Here is a 17,067-nt window from a genome sequence, read left to right as displayed (position 1 = left end):
GGGATGCCTGTGCCAACGATCAAGGATGTCGCACGCATGGCGGGCGTGGGGCTGGGGACGGCCTCGCGCGTGGTGCGCGGCCAGGGCTCGGTGTCCCCGGACAAGCTGGAACGGGTGCAGAAGGCGGTCGAGGCGCTGGGCTACCGGCCTTCGCACACGGCGCGCTCGCTCCTGTCGGGCACCAGCCGCATGGTGGGCGTGTACATCCCGGACCTGACCGGCACCTTCTATACGCCGATCCTGCGCGTCATCGATACCGAGCTGCGCGCGGCCGGCCTGCACATGGTGGTGGCCTTCGGCGTCGGGCGCGGCGGCGCGCGCCAACAGGCCATCGAAGGCATCGAGTTCCTCATCGAGCGCGGCTGCGATGGGGTGATCGCCATGACCAATGCGCTTCTGGAGGAAGACCTGGCGCGCTTCGGCGTGGCGCGCGAGCGCCTGGTGGCGCTGAACCACTACTTCGACAGCATCCCCGGCCAGTGCTTTACCGCCGACCACCGCCTCGGCGGCCAGCTGGCGGCGCGTGCGCTGCTGGCGCACGACCACCGCGAGATCGCGGTCGTGGCCGGGCCGGCCAGCGTGCCGGACAACGCCAGCCGGATCGACGGCTTCATGGCCGAGCTGGCGCTGGCGGGGATCGACACGAGCGCCCTGTGGCAGCATGAAGGCGACTTTTCGTCCGACGCCGGCTGGAATGCGGCGCGCGCGCTGCTGGCCTCGAACCGACCGTTCACGGCGCTGTTCTGCGCCAACGACGAGATGGCGATGGGCGCGATGGCCTATTTCCAGGAAGCCGGGCTGCGCGTCCCGCACGACGTGGCCGTGATCGGCTACGACGACACCCCGGGCGGCAAGTTCTCGGCGCCGCGCCTGACCTCGGTGCATATCCCGTGGGACGAGATGACGCGCAACGGGCTCTCCGAGCTGCTCAACCGCTGTTATGGGCTGGACCGGCCGGTGGAACGCAACTTCGCCGTCAGCGTGACGATGCGCAGTTCGCTGTCGCGGCCGCCCCTGCAACGACGCAAGACCAGGGATAAACTGGCGTTTGCCACAGGGCGCGCGGCGTCGGTACAGGAATAGCGCAATACCGGGCCCTCGAACACGAGGGCCTGATTTTTTTGGCTCGCATCCTTGAAATACTCCGGATATACTCCACATGGAGTATAAGGAGAGTATAAATGAGCCATACCACTGCCCCGCAACGGGTTCCGGAGAGCGAGAAAGTCACCATCAACGTCGGCCTGGTCGACCTGGCCCAGGTCGACCTGCTGGTGAACGAGGGTTTCTATGCCAACCGCACCGACCTCGTCCGTACCGCCATCCGCAACCAGCTGCTGGCGCATGCCGACGCGCTGCGCCAGATCATGGTGCGCAAGCGCTACGTACTCGGGCAGTACCGCTATTCGCGCAAGGAACTGGAACAAGTGGTCGCCGCCAACCAACGCCTGGAAATCCATGTGCTGGGACTGGCCGTGATCGAGGACGATGTGACGCCGGAACTGGCCAGCGCCGCCATCGAATCCGTCCAGGTCCTTGGCGCCTTCCTCGCTTCGCCCGCCGTCCGGCAGGCGCTGGCAGACCGCATACACACGTAGCGCATCGCTGCGTCACCACAGGATACCCATGAAACAACTCGACCAATTCGTGCAGCAGATGATGGAATCGGCCAAGCTGGTCCGGTCAAACAACCCGGGCGCCGCAACCGACGTCATCCAGCGCGCACTGCAGCAGGCCGGCCTGATGGCGCCGGCCACGGCCACCGCCACTGTCGACGACGCCCCCGGCATGATCGACCTGAACCCGGCCCCCGGCTTCGCCGGCAAGCCCGCCGCGCCCAGGGCGCGCGCCGCCAGAGCGTTGCCGAAAACCGCCGGCGCCTTCAAGCGCAAGAGCGCGCCGCCGGCCGACTTGGGGCCGGGCCGCTTCATCGACGGGACATTTTCGTGCAGCGCCGGGCAGCGCCGCTACAAGCTCTACATTCCCGCCCGCGCCGCGACAGGCCCGCGTCCGCTGGTGGTCATGCTGCACGGCTGCACCCAGGATGCGCGCGACTTCGCCGCCGGCACGGCCATGAATTCGGTGGCCGAAGAGCATAACTGCCTGGTGCTCTATCCCGAACAGGAGCGCAGCGCCAACGCCAACGGCTGCTGGAACTGGTTCGAGCCGGGGCAGCAGCGGCGCGGCAGCGGCGAACCGGCGATCATCGCCGGCATGGCGCGGCAGGTAGCGGCCGAGCATGGGGGCGATGCCAGCAAGGTGTTCGCGGCCGGCCTGTCGGCGGGCGGCGCGATGGCGGCCATCCTCGGCGCCGAGTACCCGGACCTGTTCGCCGCGGTGGGCGTGCACTCGGGCCTGGCGGCCGGCACCGGCAAGGACATGATCTCCGGCCTGCACGCGATGAAACGCGCGCCGCAGGCGGCCACCGCAAAGTCGAAAGTGCCGGTCATCGTGTTCCATGGCGACGCCGACCACGTGGTCAATGCGGACAATGGCGATGCGGTGCTGCGCCAGTTCGCCGACGCCCATGGGGCCTTGACGCAAGAGCACATTCGCGGCGACGCAGCGGGACGCGGCTACAGCAGGACCAGCTGGCGCAACGCGCAAGGCCAGCGGATTGCCGAACACTGGCTGATCCACGGCGCGGCCCACGCCTGGATGGGCGGGAAGGCGGCCGGCTCGCACACCGACGCGACCGGCCCGAACGCCTCGAAGGAAATGCTGGCCTTCTTCCTCGAACAGCGCCCGTAAAATCAACGCCGGATCGCGTGCAGCCACACTGCCGCGATCCGTTCCACCTCTTCATACCCCGCTTCGCCGAGCTGGCCGCCGAAAATATCGGGATCCAGCTCGTCATAGGTCCAGTGGTCGCACACGCGCTCCAGTTCGGGCCGGATCGCCTCCAGGAAGTCATCCTGCGCCCCGGCGATCGCCACTCCCGTGTACAGCATCAGGCTGCCGCCCGGGCGCAGGTGCGCCAGCGCTTCCTGCACGATCCGCACCGACAGCTCGGCGCCACGCATGCCGCCGCCGTGGCGGTAGGGCAGTTCGCAGGGGTCGAGCACGTAGGGCGGGTTCGATACGATCAGGTCGAAATTCCCTTCCAGGCCCGCGAACAGGTCGCTCTGGCAGGCGGACAGGTTGTCCAGGCCGGCCAGCTGGGCGTTGACCATCGTCAGCGCCAGCGCCCGGGTATTGATGTCCGCGCCGATCACCTCGGCGTGCGGGAACTTGCTGGCAATGGCCAGCGCACCGGCGCCGCCGCCGCAGCCGATGTCCAGCGCCCGCACCGGGCCCGAACCCAGCCAGGAAAAATAGCGGCCCATGGTGCCGACGAAGCGGTAGGTGTCCGGCCCGAAGAACACGGCGTCGTCATCGTCGGTCGGGTAGCTCGAGTGGAACACCAGCAGCTCGCCCAGGGTCGAGGCGCGCAGGGCCGAGCGCAGCAGCGGGCCGTCCGGCACCAGGATGCGCGCTTCGCGCATCAGGGCCAGCAGTTCCGGGGCCACGTCGGCTTCGGCGAACGGCCGGCTCCATCCGAAGATGCCGCGCAGGTCGGCCGCGCGCTCGTTGCCGGGGCGGCGGTTGATGCGGCGGTGGGTGGCGGGCGTCACCGTCATGAAACGGTAGTCCTTGTCGCGCAGGTAGCGGCCGAGCGCGACCAGGGCGTTGGCATGGGAAGTGGTCATGCCTGGCAGCGTCGCACGGGCGGCGCGTGCGCGCTGTGCGGCAGCGAACATAGGCGTCATGGGCTGTCGGCATAGAAATTTCCACCACTATGTGAACACTCGAACATACCAATCCCGGGTGGGTGTCCATACTCGGACCCACATAGTTCATTCACACGCCGGGGAGGCGACATGCCGCACAGGGACAGCAGCGAAACACCGGGGCGGGTCGCGCGGGAAGTCGAGCGCGAGCGCCACGAGCGTGCGTTGCACGACGAAGCCAGGGCAGGGCTGGCCACATCGGAAGAATTCCGTACCAAGGACGCGCGCGAGCGCGCCGATACAGGCAATCTGAAACGGCATCCGGGGCGCTGAGGCGCGCCGGCTGGCCGACATCGAGGAGACAGGCATGAAATGGGAAGGTGACCGACAGAGCGACAATGTGGACGACCGCCGCGGCGCTGGCGGCGGGGGCGGGGGCTTCGGGGGATTCGGCGGCAAGTCGGTCGGCATCGGCACCATCGTGATCGCGCTGATCGGCAGCGTGTTCTTCGGGATCGACCCGAGCGTGATCCTCGGTGGCGGGGAGGGCACGGTACCCACCCAGGCCCAGCAGGCGCCGCGCGCTACGCCGGCCAACGACCGCGAAACCCAGTTCGTCAAGACCACGCTGGCCTATACCGAAGACGTCTGGGGCCAGGTCTTCGCAGCCCAGGGCTCGCAGTACCAGCCCACCATCCTGACCCTGTTCGAAGGCGCCGTGCCGACCGCCTGCGGCACCGGGCGCAGCGCCACCGGGCCGTTCTACTGCCCGGCCGACCGCCGCGTCTACATCGACCTCGGTTTCTTCCGCCTGATGCAGCAGCGCTTCAAGGTGGAGGGCGAATTCGCCCAGGCCTACGTGATCGCGCATGAAGTGGGCCACCACGTGCAGAACCTGCTGGGCATCTCCGACCAGGTGCACAACGCCCAGCAGCGCGCGTCCGAAAAGCAGGGCAATGCGCTGTCGGTGCGGCTCGAACTGCAGGCCGACTGTTTCGCCGGCCTGTGGGCCAACCGCACCAACCAGCGCGAGCAGTTCATCGAGGCGGGCGACGTCGAAGGCGCGATGGCCGCGGCCACGGCGATCGGCGACGACGCGCTGCAGCGCCAGTCGCAGGGCCAGGTGGTGCCGGATTCCTTCACCCACGGCAGCTCGGCCCAGCGCGTGCGCTGGTTCCAGCGCGGGCTGGAAAGCGGCAAGGTCGAGGACTGCAATACCTTCGACGCGAAGCAGTTGTAGGACGAGCGCCCGTCGAGGGGGCGGTGGGCCCCAGAGCCCGCCAAAACGCCGTGTTCGTTTCCGTGCGCGTATCGCATTCCTCAGCGTTTTGACATAACGTCATTCCACAAGCCCGCCAAGCCGGCGGGCTGCCGTGAATCACGTCCGTGAACAATATCGAGGAGGAGTTATGCTGGCAATGAACTACCGCGGGCCCTACCGTGTCCGCGCCGAACACAAGCCCGACCCTGTCATCGAGCACCCCGGCGACGCCATCGTGCGCGTCACCCGCTCCTGCATCTGCGGCTCGGACCTGCACCTGTACCATGGCCTGGTGCCCGACACCCGTGTCGGCCACACCTTCGGCCACGAGTTCATCGGCGTGGTGGAAGAGGTCGGCCCGGGCGTCCAGAAGCTGAAGGTGGGCGACAAGGTACTGGTGCCGTTCAACGTGTTCTGCGGGTCCTGCTTCTTCTGCGACCGCGAACTCTACGGCAATTGCCACAACATGAATGCGCAATCCACCGCGGTGGGTTCGATCTACGGCTACTCGCACACGGCGGGCGGCTACGACGGCGGCCAGGCCGAACTGGTGCGCGTGCCGATGGCCGACGTCGGCCCCATGATCATCCCCGAGGACATCCATGACGACGACGCCGTGCTGCTCACCGACGCCGTGCCCACCGGCTACCAGGCGGCCGAAATGGGCGACATCAAGGAAGGCGATACGGTGGTCGTGTTCGGCGCCGGCCCGGTCGGCATCTTTGCCGCCAAGTCGGCCTGGCTGATGGGCGCCGGGCGCGTGATCGTGGTCGACCACATCGAATACCGGCTCGAGTTCGTCAAGCGCTACGCCCAGTGCGAAATCGTCAACTTCAAGGAAGTGCGCGACATGGCCGAGCACATCAAGAAAATGACCGACTGGATGGGCGCCGACGTCTGCATCGACGCGGTCGGCTGCGAAGCCTCGGGCAACGCCATGCAGTCGCTCACCGGGCGCTACCTGATGGCCCAGGCCGGCTCCGCCACCGCGCTGCACTGGTGCATCAATTCCGTGCGCAAGGGCGGCAATGTGTCGATCGTCGGCGTGTATGGCCCGACCTTCAACGCGATCCCGATCGGCAATGCGCTCAACAAGGGCCTGACCATGCGCATGAACCAGGCCAGCGTGCGGCGCCACCTGCCGCGCCTGATCGAGCACATCCGCGCCGGGCGCCTGAACCCGAAGGAAATCATCACCCACCGCGTGCCGCTGGAAGAAGTGGCGGACGCGTACCACATCTTCTCGGGCAAGCTCGATGAATGCATCAAGACCGTCCTGATCCCACCCAACGCCAACCAGGTGCGCCAGGTCTCGGCCAGCACAGCCAATTAAGGAGCGAGCATGGAATCCCGCGACATCGCCGAACATTCCCACGACAATCACCACGACCACCACGACCACGGCCACATCCAGCAGCACCCGGGCCAGGGCCACATCGCGCCGCGCCGGCCTGGCCGCGACGAGCTGCAGCACATCCATGGCTGGGGCGCCGACCTCGACCGCAAGGACCGCCCCGGCGTGCCGATGGAGCGTACCCCGCCGCGCTTCATCAACCAGCCCGCAGGCGACCCGCCTCAGCAGCAGGAAAAGGTCGAGATCCTGGTCTCGAGCGAGCGCCCGGGCATCACCCAGGTGTTCGGCACCGTGCAGCCGCCCTCGGGCCTGTCGGGCATGATCCGGCGCCTGGCCTTCAAGGCCAGCGAGAACGACCTGCGCCACTGGCTGCTGCTGCTGCTGGCCGACCGGGTCAACGTGGTCGAAGGCGTGGCCGACGACCTGGCCAGGGGCCACATCCCCAACATCCTGGGCGAGATGGGCATCAAGGCCGAGATGCAGCACAATCCGGCCGGCCTGGCGAAGAAGGTGGCGATCACCGGGTGCGTGATCGGCGCGGCCTGGTACCTGCTGAGCCGGCGCGACCGCGACGAGCAACCGGACTATGAGCGCGAGCGCGAGCGCCATTTCCACCACAAGCGGCATTACCGGTAACACCTGGGGGTGGGCGGTCTTCCCGCCCACTCTGCGAACCAGCCTCTAGCGCCAGCCTTTGCGCCCGAGCAAACCCTTCCTGCTGAGCTCGTCCAAACTGTCCGATGCGTGGTCCATTCCCGGGCCGCGCTCCCACGGACGGAGACGAGATGAACCTGCACCCCACCATACCGGCTGCGCTTCTCGGCGCCGCCCTGCTGCTGGCGCACCTGCCGCTGGCCGCGGCGCCCACCATGAGCGCGCCGGTCACGCTCACCGCCAAGGCCAAGGCCTCCATCCTCGCCCAGCTGGCGAACGGGCGCCAGGCCAAGGGGCTCGACCAGGACCACCACTACCGCATCACGGCCCAGCACCCGGGCGCAGGCGGCACCCAGATCGTGCGCGCCGCCCACACCTACAAGGGCCTGCGCGTGTTCGGCTCCGATTCCGTGGTCACGCTCGACCAGGCCGGCAAGGTATTGTCCGAGTCGGCGTCCGAGCGCCGCCAGCACCTGGGCACGGGCAGCGCCAACCGCCTGGGCGCGCTGACCGCCAGCTTTTCGGTGCAGCCGCAGGTGTCGACCAAGGCGGCGATCGCGTCCGCCCTGGCGTCGCTGCTGCCCAGCCTGGGCGGAACGGCCGTGCACGTGGTCAAGCCGAGCGCCGAACTGCTGGTCTACCCGGTAATGCGCATGCAGCGCGTGGTCGGCGCCGGCGCCAAGGAAGAAGCCGAACTCAATGCGCTGGACGTGCAGGACGTGGTGGAGCGCTACGAGCTGGCCTGGCTGGTGCGCACCCGCATGCGCCAGGGCGAGCAGCCGGTGTACTACGACACCATCGTCAGCGCGGTTGATGCCACCATCCTCGACCAGTGGAACATGCTGCAGACCGTGGTCGGGGTGGGCAAGAGCCAGTACAACGGCGAAGTCCCGATCAACACCAAGCTGGTCAACGGCAGCTACCAGATGCTGGACCCGGAACGCGGCAAGGGCGGCGCCTTCGGGGCGATGGCGATCACCAATGCCAACAATAGTTCCAGCGCCGGCAAGATCTACAGCAATGCCACCAATATCTGGGGCGACGGCAAGCAGTTCGTCGAAGGCGGCAGCACCACCGGGCCGAATGGCCAGACCGCCGCCGTCAACGCGATGTGGGGCCTGATGAATACCTATGACGCCCACAAGAACGTGTTCAACTGGCTCTCGCTCGACGGCAAGGACACCGCCACCTACATCGCCGCCCACGTCAACCGCGGCTACGACAATGCCTATTACAGCGACACCTGCCGCTGCATGTTCATCGGCGACGGCACCTATTTCACCAGCCTGGGTTCGATCGACGTGATCGGCCACGAGATGGGGCACGGCATCACCGCCGCCACCTCCGACCTCGTGTACACGGGCGAATCGGGCGGGCTGAACGAATCGAGTTCCGATATCTCGGGCGAAGTGGTGGAAGCCTATGCGCGCGCCGGCGGCAAGGGCGACAAGTTCCCCGAAGAGGGCAATGACTGGGTATTGGGGGCGGAGATCAGCCGCAACGGCACGCCGCTGCGCTGGATGTACCGCCCCAGCAAGGACGGCAGCAGCCCGGATGCCTGGAGTACGTCGCTGCGCCGGCTCGACGTGCATTACAGCAGCGGGCCGAACAACCGCATGTTCTATTTCCTGGCGCGCGGCTCGCAAGCCGACAAGGCCGGGGATTACTACAGCAAGTACCTGGTCAAGCAGCCGTCGGCGATGACCGGCATCGGTACCGACAAGGCCTTCCGCATCTGGTTCCATGCGAATACGAGCAAATTCACGTCGAGTACCAATTACGCCGATGCGCGCGCCAAGATGATCCTGTCGGCGGAAGAGCTGTACGGCAAGGACAGCAAGGAAGCCGTTGCCGTCCAGCGCGCCTATGCCGCGATCAACGTGGGCGCCGACCTGGACGAACCGGGCGCCGTGGCGACGCCCTGAGCCGCCACTCAGTCGGCCATGAGCGGGAAGGGATTGAGCGGCGTCCCTTTCCACCACTGTTTCTCGGGCGTGAGCTCGAACACGGCGAAGTGCAAGTGCGGCGCGTTCGGGTCGGAATTGCCGGTCACGCCGACGTAGCCGAGCACCTCGCCCTTCTTGAGGTCCATGCCTTCCTTGACGCCGTCGGCGTAGCGCTCCAGGTGGGCGTAGTAATACGCGTACTTGCCGCTCGGGTCGAACTGGTACAGCGTCGTCCCCCCTGGTTTGCTGGTGAACAGCTTCTCCACCTTGCCGTCGGCCGCCGCCAGCACCGGCGTGCCCTTCGGCGCCATGATGTCGAGCGCCTCGTGGTGGCGCTGGCTGCCGCGCGGCTGGTCATAGGTGTCGGCCAGGGCGGCCAGCTTGATGCCCTGCACCGGCAGCAGCAGCTTGCCATGGACGGCCATCGCGGCCGCCGCGGCCGGCGCGGTCGCGGTGGTAGTGCCGGCCGCGGGCGCCGGCGCGGGCACGGAAGCGGAGCTCGGGCGCAGCGGCAGGTCGACTTCGGTCAGGTCGGTCTGCACCACCGGCGCGCCCGGCAGGTGGGGATCGATCTGCGCAGCCGGGACGCCGGCGGCCGGCGCCGGCGCGGCCGCCACGACCGGCGCCGGGTCGTCCGGCACCGCGCGCAACACCACGAACAGGCCACCGGCGCCGACCAGCACGCCGAACAGGAAGCTCATCAACCATTTCATGTCATTCTCCGCTCAGGTCAAGGGATGGATCAGTCCTGCAGCACGACCTCCAGCCCGGCCGCCACGGCGGCGGCCACTTCGGCCGCGCTCCAGTTGGTCAGGCGGATGCAGCCGTGCGATTCGGTCTTGCCGACGTGGGCCGGCACCGGGGTGCCGTGGATGCCGTAGTGGGGCTTGGACAGGTCGATCCAGACCACGCCGACCGGGTTGTTCGGTCCCGGCGCGATCTTGGCTTTCTTGTCGCCCGGCTCGGCGTCCCAGAACAGTTTCGGGTTGTAGTGGTAGGTCGGGTTGGCGTGCACGCCTTCGATCTTCCAGGTGCCGATCGGCAGCGGGTCGTTGGCACTGCCGGTCGAGACCGGGTATTGCGCGAGCAGGGCGCCCTCCGCGTCATACAGCTGCAGCACCTTGGTCTGGTCCTTGACCACGACTTTCGACGCCTTTGGCAGCGCGGTCTTGCCGATGATGTTCGGCACCACGATCTGCTCGCCGGCGCGGCCCAGGTCCTTGCCCGCGTTGAGGCGCTGGATCAGGGCCGGGCTGGCGTGGAACTTCTCGCCCAGGCCTTCTTCGACGCTGGCGTAGCCGAGCGCGGGGAGGGCGGCCTTGTCCATCATTTCCGCCGGCACGGCGCGGAAGGGACCGGCGACGTCCGATTCGGCCAGCGTATAGTTGACCAGGGTCGGGGTGTTGTCGGTATTCAGGGCGTTCCAGGTGGCCTCGTCGAGCTTGCCGGTCACGGGCAGCTTGCGCGTGGCCTGGAAGGTGCTCAAGGCCTGGCGCATGTTGGAGCCATAGGCGCCGTCGATCTCGCCGGGCGAGAACCAGGCGCGGTCGAGCAGGACCTGGGCGCGCAGGTTGCGCTCGAATTCGGCCTGCTTGCCGGTGGCCGGCGCCGCCGGCTGGGCCGTGGCCTGGGCCGCAGGGGCCGCGGCCGGCTGCTGGGCCTGGGCGGCAGGGAGGGCGCCGAGCAGGGCGGCGACGAGGAAGGGAAGGGTGCGCGATGTTTTCATGTAGTTTCCTGCAATGCTTGCTTTTGGAAACTTCAGGGTAGTTCCGCCCCGGCGCCGGGTCTGTGCGTGAACGAACTCTACGACAAGCGGCGCGGCGGCGCTACAATCCGGCCATGACCCGCCACACCATCCTGCTGCAGCCAAGCGGCCTTGCCTTCGACGCCGACGAGCACACCAGCCTACTTGCGGCCGCCGAAGCGGCCGGCATCGCGCTGCCCAGTTCCTGCCGCAACGGCACCTGCCGCACGTGCATCTGCCGCCTGCGCCGCGGTGCGGCAAGCCACCTGGTCGAGTGGCCCGGCCTGTCCTTCGACGAGAAGCGCGAAGGCTGGATCCTGCCCTGCGTGGCGGTGGCGCGCGCCGACCTCGAGATCGAGGCGCCGCTGGCGCGCCTTGCCCTCTAAGGTTTGCCCATGCCCAGGGCGCCTTCGATCACCGCCAGCACCTCGGGCCACGACGCCGAGGTGGCTGCCACTTCATCGTAGTGGCTGGCGCCGGCCAGGATCACCACCTCGGCCGCGTCGCCCGCCTTGCGCGCCCGCGCGGCGTAGTCATGCGCCACGCGCGGCGGCGAGATCGTGTCGAGCTCGCCCGTAACCAGCCAGGTGCGGCTGCCATTCGGCATCAGCTCGGCGGCATTGGTATCGGCGAAGACGTCGGGCCGGCCCGGGGATGGCAGGCCGGCCAGTTCCGCCGTGTCGCGGCCGCAGCTCGATTTGATCAGGGCCGCCTCGTTGCGCAGGTCGGCCAGGCCGCCCAGGCTGACGACGGCGCGCACCGGCAGCAGTTCCTTGCGGTAGAGCGGGCTGCCGGGGGCGATGCGCCCGCGTCCGGCCATCCACTGCACCAGTTGCCCGCCGGCCGAGTGGCCGACGGCGACCAGCCTGCCGGTGTCGAGCCGATGCAGCCCGGACTGGGCCGCCAGCAGCTCGAGCGCCGCATGCATGTCCTGGTAGGTGCCCGGATAGCCGCCGCCCGGCTCGTCGCTGCGCCGGTATTCGACGTTCCAGACTGCGATGCCGCGCGCCGTCAGGGCGCCCGCCATATTGCGCAGCTGGGTGATGCCGCCGAACTTGCTGGTCCAGCAGCCACCATGCACCAGCACCGCGACCGGGAAGGGCCCGCTGCCGGCCGGCAGGAACAGTTCCGCAAATTGCGAGGGGGCGTCGCCGTAGGGGAGGCGGGCGCTGGGCGCGGGGCCGGACAGGGCCAGGTAGTCGTCGAGTTTCATGGGCTTGGTGGGAGGGGCTGCATGGACACTGCCCGCAAGCAAGGCGGCCAGCAGGAAGGGACGGAACAGGGGGCGAAGCGTCATGGTCGGCCAGGAAGTGGTTGAGCGAGCACTATAGCCGAGGATGCAACGCACCGCACGATTGAAAACCCGGCCGTGGCAATCATGCTAGGCTGCATCCAACGTAACCCATGTGAACCAAGGAGGCTGCAATGACCACATTTACACAGGTAAACAGCCTGCACGGCGCATCCACCGTGCGCGCCCACAGTACCCCCGATCCGGATGTCCCCGATCCAAAACCGACGCCCGACCCGGGTCCGCCGGTGCCGGACGACGTGCCCGATCCGGTCAATGCGCCGGTCGAAGAGCCGGGTTTCCCCGGCACGCCGATCAAGGCGTAGGCCCGCGCCGGCTCAGGCCGGCCTGCTGCGAGCGTGCAGCCGGTAGCCGGCCGGGCTGGCCAGGTAGAGGTAGCCGAAGGCCGCCGTGAACACCAGGAAGATCGCCACATTCAGCCAGCCCGACTGCGGCACGGCCGCATCGCTGAGCTGGCGGACCAGGCTGACCAGGAAGCCCAGCACCTGGGTCACCAGGTTGCCCAGCAAGACGTAATGGATCTCGGCGATCTGCGGCGCATTGCTCGCCGCCCAGTTCATTGCCGCCCACCCCAGCAGCATCGCCCCCGACAGCATCGCGAAATACAGGCCCGTGTCCTGCAGGGCTTGCGCGCGGTACAGGTTCATCAGTGTATTCGGTGAGATGACCAGGATCAGGCCGTACAAGCTGCCGACAACCGCGCCGATCCTGAGGATGATCCGGTGATTCATGCCCGCCTCCATGTGGTGGATGGGCCAGCCTGTGTGCAGGCTGGCCGCAGCCCGGCCGGGCTGCCCATTCAGCATAGGCGAGATGCCCGACAGTGCAAGCTCGAGAGGGGGGCAGGCGGCCCGCGCGCGGCAGGCCGCCCTGGTTCAGGCGCGCGGCTGCTCGCCGGCGGGACGCGGTTCGGCTTTGTCGCCCGAGGGCGGTAGTGGTGGGATGCCGCGAATCATTTCCTCAGTTTCAATTTCCGCTGGCGATTTTTCGCCGCTGCCGATATCGGCTTCGTTGTACAGGGGGCGGCCTTGTGCGGCGGGATCGACTGGGCGAGTCGGGTCGTTCATGCTGGGCTCCGGTGGTTGTCGATGTACGATGATCCTAACAGGCCTACCCCGGCGTCGGCGCGCGCTTCGCAGTGCAGCAAAACGTGGCGCGCACGCACGCCAGGTGGCGGCGAACGATCCATGTCATATTGCCGACATGATGCCATCCCTATAATGCATGCATGTCATGCGACGCGGGAGGAGATCATGGGCCATACTCTGTACAACACCATCTATTTGGGCCGCAGCCCGCTGTATTGCTCGCGCCGGGCGCGCCTGGCGCTGGCGCTGGGGCTTGCCGCCAGCGCCGGCCTTGGCTGGCTGGCGCTGCGCGCGCTGCGTTGACGCTTGCCGTGGCGGGGCGCGCCGGGTACCATGGCGCGCCAAGACCGATGTGAAAGCAGGAATGAAGAACGAACAACTGACGACAGACGAATACGATGCGCTCGAACTGGTGCGCCGCGGTGTCAAGCGCGACGCGGCCGGTGCCTGCGTCGGGCGCAATGCCAAGCGCTTGTCGGGACTGAAGATGCTGGAAAATACCCGCGACGGGCGGATCCTGCTCACGGAAAAAGGACAGCTCGTGCTGTTCCTGCGCCGCGCGGTGAAGGCGCTGACGGCGCTGGAGTCCGACCCGCAGGCGCCGGTCGATACCGACGTGGTGCGCTTCCTGAGCGCCAAGTCGCACATCGCACCCGTCGACGGCGGCGGCTTCGCCCTCACCGACAAGGGCCGCGAATCGCTGGCCGACATCGCCCAGCAGCAAGGGCAGCAGCGCCGCTAGGCGCCGCGGCGCTGCGCGCTTAGTTGGCGCGGCGCCGGTTCGGGTACACCAGCACCCGCACCGCCACTTCCGCCGGCACGTTCATCGTCGCCAGGAATTCGGCGGCGCGTTGCAATCCCAGCGTGGGGATCGAGGCCACGGCCTGGTTGATCAGGTCGCGGGTGTGGCTGTCGGTGCGCTGGCGGCGGATGCGTTCGGCATCGGCGGCAGCGGCGCTCACCGGGGACAGCTCGGCAGTATCATTCATCATCATCAATATCCGTATGTCCGGGTTGCTAAAGAGACACGGCTATTCTACGGCCATCAATATTGAATTAGCTACAACTAAATGGCCATTGGGTAACGTTTTTTTATTCTGGTGCTGATTTTCTGCGCAGAATCAAGCCGGAAGCGCTTCCGGCGCGCTGTCCGGCGCAGGTTCGCGCTCCAGGAGCACCGGCGGCGGCAGTGCGCGGCCCTGCACCAGCAGTTGCTCGAACTCCGCGGCCGGCAGCGCCTTGCTGAAGAAATAACCCTGCATTTCATCGCAGCCGTGGCTGCGCAGGTAGTCCAGTTGTTCCAGCGTCTCGACGCCTTCCGCGATCACCGCCAGCTTCAGGTTGTGGGCCAGCGCGATGATCGAGGTGACGATGGCCGCGTCGTTGGCGTCGACGGTGATGTCGGCGACAAAACTGCGGTCGATCTTCAGCACGTCGATCGGGAAGCGCGACAGGTAGGACAGGCTCGAGTAGCCGGTGCCGAAGTCGTCGATCGACAGGTTCACGCCCAGCGACTTCATGCGGTGCAGCAGGTCCACCGCCGGCGTGATGTCGTTCATGAACAGGCTCTCGGTCAGTTCGATCTCCAGGCAGTCCGGGTCCAGCATGGTGTCGGCCAGCACCGATTCCAGGCCGGCGATCAGGTCGGGCGCACCGAACTGGCGCGCCGACAGGTTGACCGCCACGCGCAGTTTGCCCAGCCCCGCATCCTGCCAGGCCTTGTTCTGGGCGCAGGCGGTGCGCATCACCCAGGCGCCGATCTGGACGATCAGGCCGGTTTCTTCGGCGATGCCGATGAAGCGCACCGGCGGCACCATGCCCAGTTCCGGGTGCTGCCAGCGGATCAGCGCTTCCATGCCGACGATCTGGCCGGTCTTGAGGTCGACCTGCGGCTGGTAGTGCAGCACGAATTCGTTGCGTTCCAGCGCATTGCGCAGCGCGCTTTCGATGCGCACCCGCTCCATCGACTCCTCGTTCATGGCCGGGGTATAGAACTGGAAGTTGTTGCGCCCCATCTTCTTGGCGCTGTACATGGCGATGTCGGCGTGTTCGATCAGGCTGTCGGCCGGCGTGCCTTCGCTCGGGTACACCGCCACCCCGATCGAGCAGGTGACGAAGAACTCCTTGGGACCGAGCATGACCGGCTGGGCCACCGAATCCATCACCCGCTGCACGATGTCGGGGGACAAGGGCTCGTCGTGGTGTTCCGACAGGATCACGACGAATTCGTCGCCCGACAGGCGCGCCACGGTGTCGGTGTCGCGCAGCGAGGCCGTCAGGCGCGCCGCCACCGTCATCAGGAGCACGTCGCCGGCCTTGTGGCCCATCGAATCGTTGACGAACTTGAAGCGGTCGAGGTCGATCAGCATGACCCACATCGGGCGCGCGCTGCGGTTGGCGTAGGCGATCGCCTGGCCCAGGCGGTCCTGCAGCAGCGAGCGGTTCGGCAGGCCGGTCAGCACGTCGTGCTGGGCCACGTGATGCACCCGCTGCTCGGTGAGCTTGCGCTCGGTGATGTCGCTGCCGGTGCCGCGGTAGCCCAGCAGGTCGCCCTGGTCGTCGAACACCGGCTGGCCGTTGACGCAGAACCAGCGGGTGGCGCCGTGCTCGTCGCGGATCTGGTATTCGAGGTTGGCGAAGGGTTCGTGCGCCTTGACCTGGGCCACGTGGGCGCGGCCGACGTCGAGGTCGAGCAGCGCCGGCACGTATTCCCAGCGCGTCTTGCCCAGCAGGCTCTCGACCGAGACCCCGGCCTTTTCGGTGAAGCCGCCGGTGACCATCGTGAAGCGCAGGTCGCGGTCCTGTTCCCAATACCAGTCGGACGACATCGACACCAGCTGGCGGAAACGCTGCTCGCTCTGCTGCAGGGCGCGCTCGGCGCGTTCGCGTGCGGCCATGTCCTCGACCAGGCGGCGGTTGGTGCGGCGCAGGTCGGCGGTGCGCTGGCGCACCAGCTGCTGGACCTTGCGCGCGCGCTGGCCCGAAGCCTGCACGAAGGCCGTGCCCAGCAGCGTCATCAGGATGCCGCCCACCAGCAGCGCGGTGGACGCCATGTGGTCCTGCAGGAAGGCGCGCGGGGCGCTGGCCACTTCGACGCGCCAGGGCTTGCCGGCGATGCGCAGGACCTTGCTGTTGTAGCCGGTGTGGCCGGGCGACATGAAGCCGGCCAGCCAGCTGTCTTCCGGCTTGCGGGTGTCGCCCGTGGAAAACATCAGGGCGGACCGGGAAGCGCGCTCGCCCGCATACACGGACACGAAGATGTCGCGCGAATCGAGCAGGCCGGAGCCGGCCAGCGACGCCCGCACCAGTTCCGGGCCGCGGATGATCACCGCGGTGTCGCCCGCCAGCATGCCCTGGCGGTCCAGCACCGGCATGATCAGCTCGAACGCCGGCTGCAGGTCGCGATCCTGGGCCAGCTGGATCAGGTCGGTGGCGGCGGCGCGGCCTTCGCCGCGCGCGGTTTCCAGCGCGCTCATCACCACGAGGTTCTCGGTGATGTTCAAGCCAAAGGCCGCCTCGTTGCCGGCCATCGGCTCGATGTAGTCGACGATGTGGTAGCGGGCGCGCAGGGGCGCCGGCGCCAGGCCGTCGGGACGCAGTTCGGTGAACACCGTACCCGGGCGGACCCGCTGCAGGTCCGCTTCCACCGCCGCGCGCGCCTCGCCCGGCACCGAGCGGTGGAAATTGAATGCCTGGATATATTGGTGGCGCTGCAGCAGCGCCGCGGTGAAGTCGCGGAAATGCTCGCGGCTGACCAGCTCGCCACGGGCGAAGAGCTGGTTGGTCACGGTCAGCACCTCGACCGCCTGGTCGATGCCCTGGCGCACGGCCGCCACGCGCTCGTCGGTCCGCTGGCCGAAGGCGAGCGCCATGTTGTCGTACTCGAGGTGGCTCACGCCCAGGAACAGGGCGCCGGACGCGGCAAGGCCGCCCCCGAGCGTGAGGGCCGCCGCAAGGGTGAGCGACAAAGGCAGGCGACGCGGCATCGAGTAGTCCAG

General features: G+C 67.8%; 20 protein-coding genes. 12 read left to right on the top strand and 8 right to left on the bottom strand.

Features of this window, described 5'->3' with window-relative positions; genetic code table 11:
* Positions 1 to 9 precede the first annotated feature (9 nt).
* From BM031_RS02825 to BM031_RS02815, 3 genes are all read left to right on the top strand, one after another.
* Positions 10 to 1,083, top strand: coding sequence for a LacI family DNA-binding transcriptional regulator (locus BM031_RS02825; protein WP_091871228.1), 1,074 nt, complete (start codon positions 10 to 12; stop codon positions 1,081 to 1,083).
* Positions 1,084 to 1,181: 98 nt separating this feature from the next.
* Entirely contained in the window at positions 1,182 to 1,598 is a 417-nt protein-coding gene (locus BM031_RS02820) for a ribbon-helix-helix domain-containing protein (RefSeq protein ID WP_091870810.1), read from the top strand.
* A 28-nt stretch (positions 1,599 to 1,626) separates the two neighbouring features.
* Positions 1,627 to 2,751 (top strand): extracellular catalytic domain type 1 short-chain-length polyhydroxyalkanoate depolymerase, encoded by a 1,125-nt coding sequence (locus BM031_RS02815; RefSeq protein WP_091870808.1) that lies wholly within the window; start codon positions 1,627 to 1,629, stop codon positions 2,749 to 2,751.
* Positions 2,752 to 2,753: 2 nt separating this feature from the next.
* Here the strand turns inward: BM031_RS02815 and BM031_RS02810 are convergent, their stop codons facing one another.
* Positions 2,754 to 3,689 carry a N5-glutamine methyltransferase family protein gene (locus tag BM031_RS02810; protein ID WP_091871225.1) on the bottom strand — a complete coding sequence of 312 codons (936 nt, stop codon included), beginning with the start codon at positions 3,687 to 3,689 and terminating at the stop codon, positions 2,754 to 2,756.
* Positions 3,690 to 3,860: 171 nt separating this feature from the next.
* On the opposite strand from BM031_RS02810, the gene BM031_RS02805 reads away from it, so the two are divergent.
* The 5 genes from BM031_RS02805 to BM031_RS02785 all read left to right on the top strand — a co-directional run bounded on the left by BM031_RS02805 (position 3,861) and on the right by BM031_RS02785 (position 8,904).
* Positions 3,861 to 4,043 carry a hypothetical protein gene (locus BM031_RS02805; RefSeq protein ID WP_091870805.1) on the top strand — a complete coding sequence of 61 codons (183 nt, stop codon included), beginning with the start codon at positions 3,861 to 3,863 and terminating at the stop codon, positions 4,041 to 4,043.
* A 34-nt stretch (positions 4,044 to 4,077) separates the two neighbouring features.
* Positions 4,078 to 4,950, top strand: a complete 873-nt coding sequence (gene ypfJ, locus BM031_RS02800) for a KPN_02809 family neutral zinc metallopeptidase (RefSeq protein WP_091870803.1) — start codon at positions 4,078 to 4,080, stop codon at positions 4,948 to 4,950.
* A 169-nt stretch (positions 4,951 to 5,119) separates the two neighbouring features.
* Positions 5,120 to 6,304 (top strand): zinc-dependent alcohol dehydrogenase, encoded by a 1,185-nt coding sequence (locus BM031_RS02795; protein ID WP_091870800.1) that lies wholly within the window; start codon positions 5,120 to 5,122, stop codon positions 6,302 to 6,304.
* A gap of 9 nt (positions 6,305 to 6,313) precedes the next feature.
* Positions 6,314 to 6,961, top strand: coding sequence for a hypothetical protein (locus BM031_RS02790; RefSeq protein WP_091870797.1), 648 nt, complete (start codon positions 6,314 to 6,316; stop codon positions 6,959 to 6,961).
* Positions 6,962 to 7,110: 149 nt separating this feature from the next.
* Positions 7,111 to 8,904: a M4 family metallopeptidase gene (locus tag BM031_RS02785; RefSeq protein WP_091870795.1), complete on the top strand. Its 1,794-nt coding sequence runs from the start codon at positions 7,111 to 7,113 to the stop codon at positions 8,902 to 8,904.
* A gap of 8 nt (positions 8,905 to 8,912) precedes the next feature.
* Here BM031_RS02785 and BM031_RS02780 read toward each other — a convergent pair whose 3' ends face one another.
* Complete coding sequence (locus tag BM031_RS02780) at positions 8,913 to 9,638, bottom strand: M23 family metallopeptidase (RefSeq protein WP_091870792.1); 726 nt, start codon at positions 9,636 to 9,638, stop codon at positions 8,913 to 8,915.
* 29 nt (positions 9,639 to 9,667) lie between these two features.
* Positions 9,668 to 10,651 carry a L,D-transpeptidase family protein gene (locus BM031_RS02775; protein WP_091870791.1) on the bottom strand — a complete coding sequence of 328 codons (984 nt, stop codon included), beginning with the start codon at positions 10,649 to 10,651 and terminating at the stop codon, positions 9,668 to 9,670.
* A 113-nt stretch (positions 10,652 to 10,764) separates the two neighbouring features.
* Here BM031_RS02775 and BM031_RS02770 point away from each other — a divergent pair, with 113 nt between their 5' ends.
* Entirely contained in the window at positions 10,765 to 11,055 is a 291-nt protein-coding gene (locus BM031_RS02770; RefSeq protein WP_091870789.1) for a 2Fe-2S iron-sulfur cluster-binding protein, read from the top strand.
* Here BM031_RS02770 and BM031_RS02765 read toward each other — a convergent pair.
* Complete coding sequence (locus tag BM031_RS02765; RefSeq protein WP_229408437.1) at positions 11,052 to 11,966, bottom strand: alpha/beta hydrolase; 915 nt, start codon at positions 11,964 to 11,966, stop codon at positions 11,052 to 11,054. The genes BM031_RS02770 and BM031_RS02765 overlap by 4 nt on opposite strands.
* A 128-nt stretch (positions 11,967 to 12,094) precedes the next feature.
* Here BM031_RS02765 and BM031_RS02760 point away from each other — a divergent pair, with 128 nt between their 5' ends.
* A complete protein-coding gene (locus BM031_RS02760; RefSeq protein WP_091870783.1) occupies positions 12,095 to 12,286 on the top strand; it encodes a hypothetical protein in 192 nt (63 codons plus the stop codon).
* Between the two features lie 12 nt (positions 12,287 to 12,298).
* Here BM031_RS02760 and BM031_RS02755 read toward each other — a convergent pair whose 3' ends face one another.
* Together BM031_RS02755 and BM031_RS02750 are read right to left on the bottom strand one after the other, a co-directional pair.
* The gene (locus BM031_RS02755) at positions 12,299 to 12,712 is read right to left on the bottom strand and encodes a hypothetical protein (protein WP_143084499.1); all 414 of its coding nucleotides are present in this window, start codon (positions 12,710 to 12,712) and stop codon (positions 12,299 to 12,301) included.
* 144 nt (positions 12,713 to 12,856) lie between these two features.
* Positions 12,857 to 13,048 (bottom strand): hypothetical protein, encoded by a 192-nt coding sequence (locus BM031_RS02750; RefSeq protein ID WP_091870778.1) that lies wholly within the window; start codon positions 13,046 to 13,048, stop codon positions 12,857 to 12,859.
* Between the two features lie 186 nt (positions 13,049 to 13,234).
* Between BM031_RS02750 and BM031_RS25410 the strand changes: the two genes are divergently transcribed.
* Positions 13,235 to 13,372 carry a hypothetical protein gene (locus BM031_RS25410; protein ID WP_177207636.1) on the top strand — a complete coding sequence of 46 codons (138 nt, stop codon included), beginning with the start codon at positions 13,235 to 13,237 and terminating at the stop codon, positions 13,370 to 13,372.
* A gap of 61 nt (positions 13,373 to 13,433) precedes the next feature.
* Positions 13,434 to 13,811 carry a hypothetical protein gene (locus BM031_RS02745; protein ID WP_091870775.1) on the top strand — a complete coding sequence of 126 codons (378 nt, stop codon included), beginning with the start codon at positions 13,434 to 13,436 and terminating at the stop codon, positions 13,809 to 13,811.
* A 19-nt stretch (positions 13,812 to 13,830) separates the two neighbouring features.
* Here BM031_RS02745 and BM031_RS02740 read toward each other — a convergent pair whose 3' ends face one another.
* Positions 13,831 to 14,061, bottom strand: coding sequence for a hypothetical protein (locus BM031_RS02740; protein WP_229408435.1), 231 nt, complete (start codon positions 14,059 to 14,061; stop codon positions 13,831 to 13,833).
* Positions 14,062 to 14,190: 129 nt separating this feature from the next.
* Entirely contained in the window at positions 14,191 to 17,055 is a 2,865-nt protein-coding gene (locus BM031_RS02735; protein ID WP_091870772.1) for a bifunctional diguanylate cyclase/phosphodiesterase, read from the bottom strand.
* Positions 17,056 to 17,067: the final 12 nt, after the last annotated feature.

This window comes from Massilia yuzhufengensis (assembly GCF_900112225.1).
GTDB classification, from domain to species: Bacteria; Pseudomonadota; Gammaproteobacteria; order Burkholderiales; family Burkholderiaceae_D; genus Telluria; species Telluria yuzhufengensis.
The sequence above is the reverse complement of the archived record's forward strand: the minus strand, read 5'-3'. Positions and strand labels throughout refer to the sequence as shown.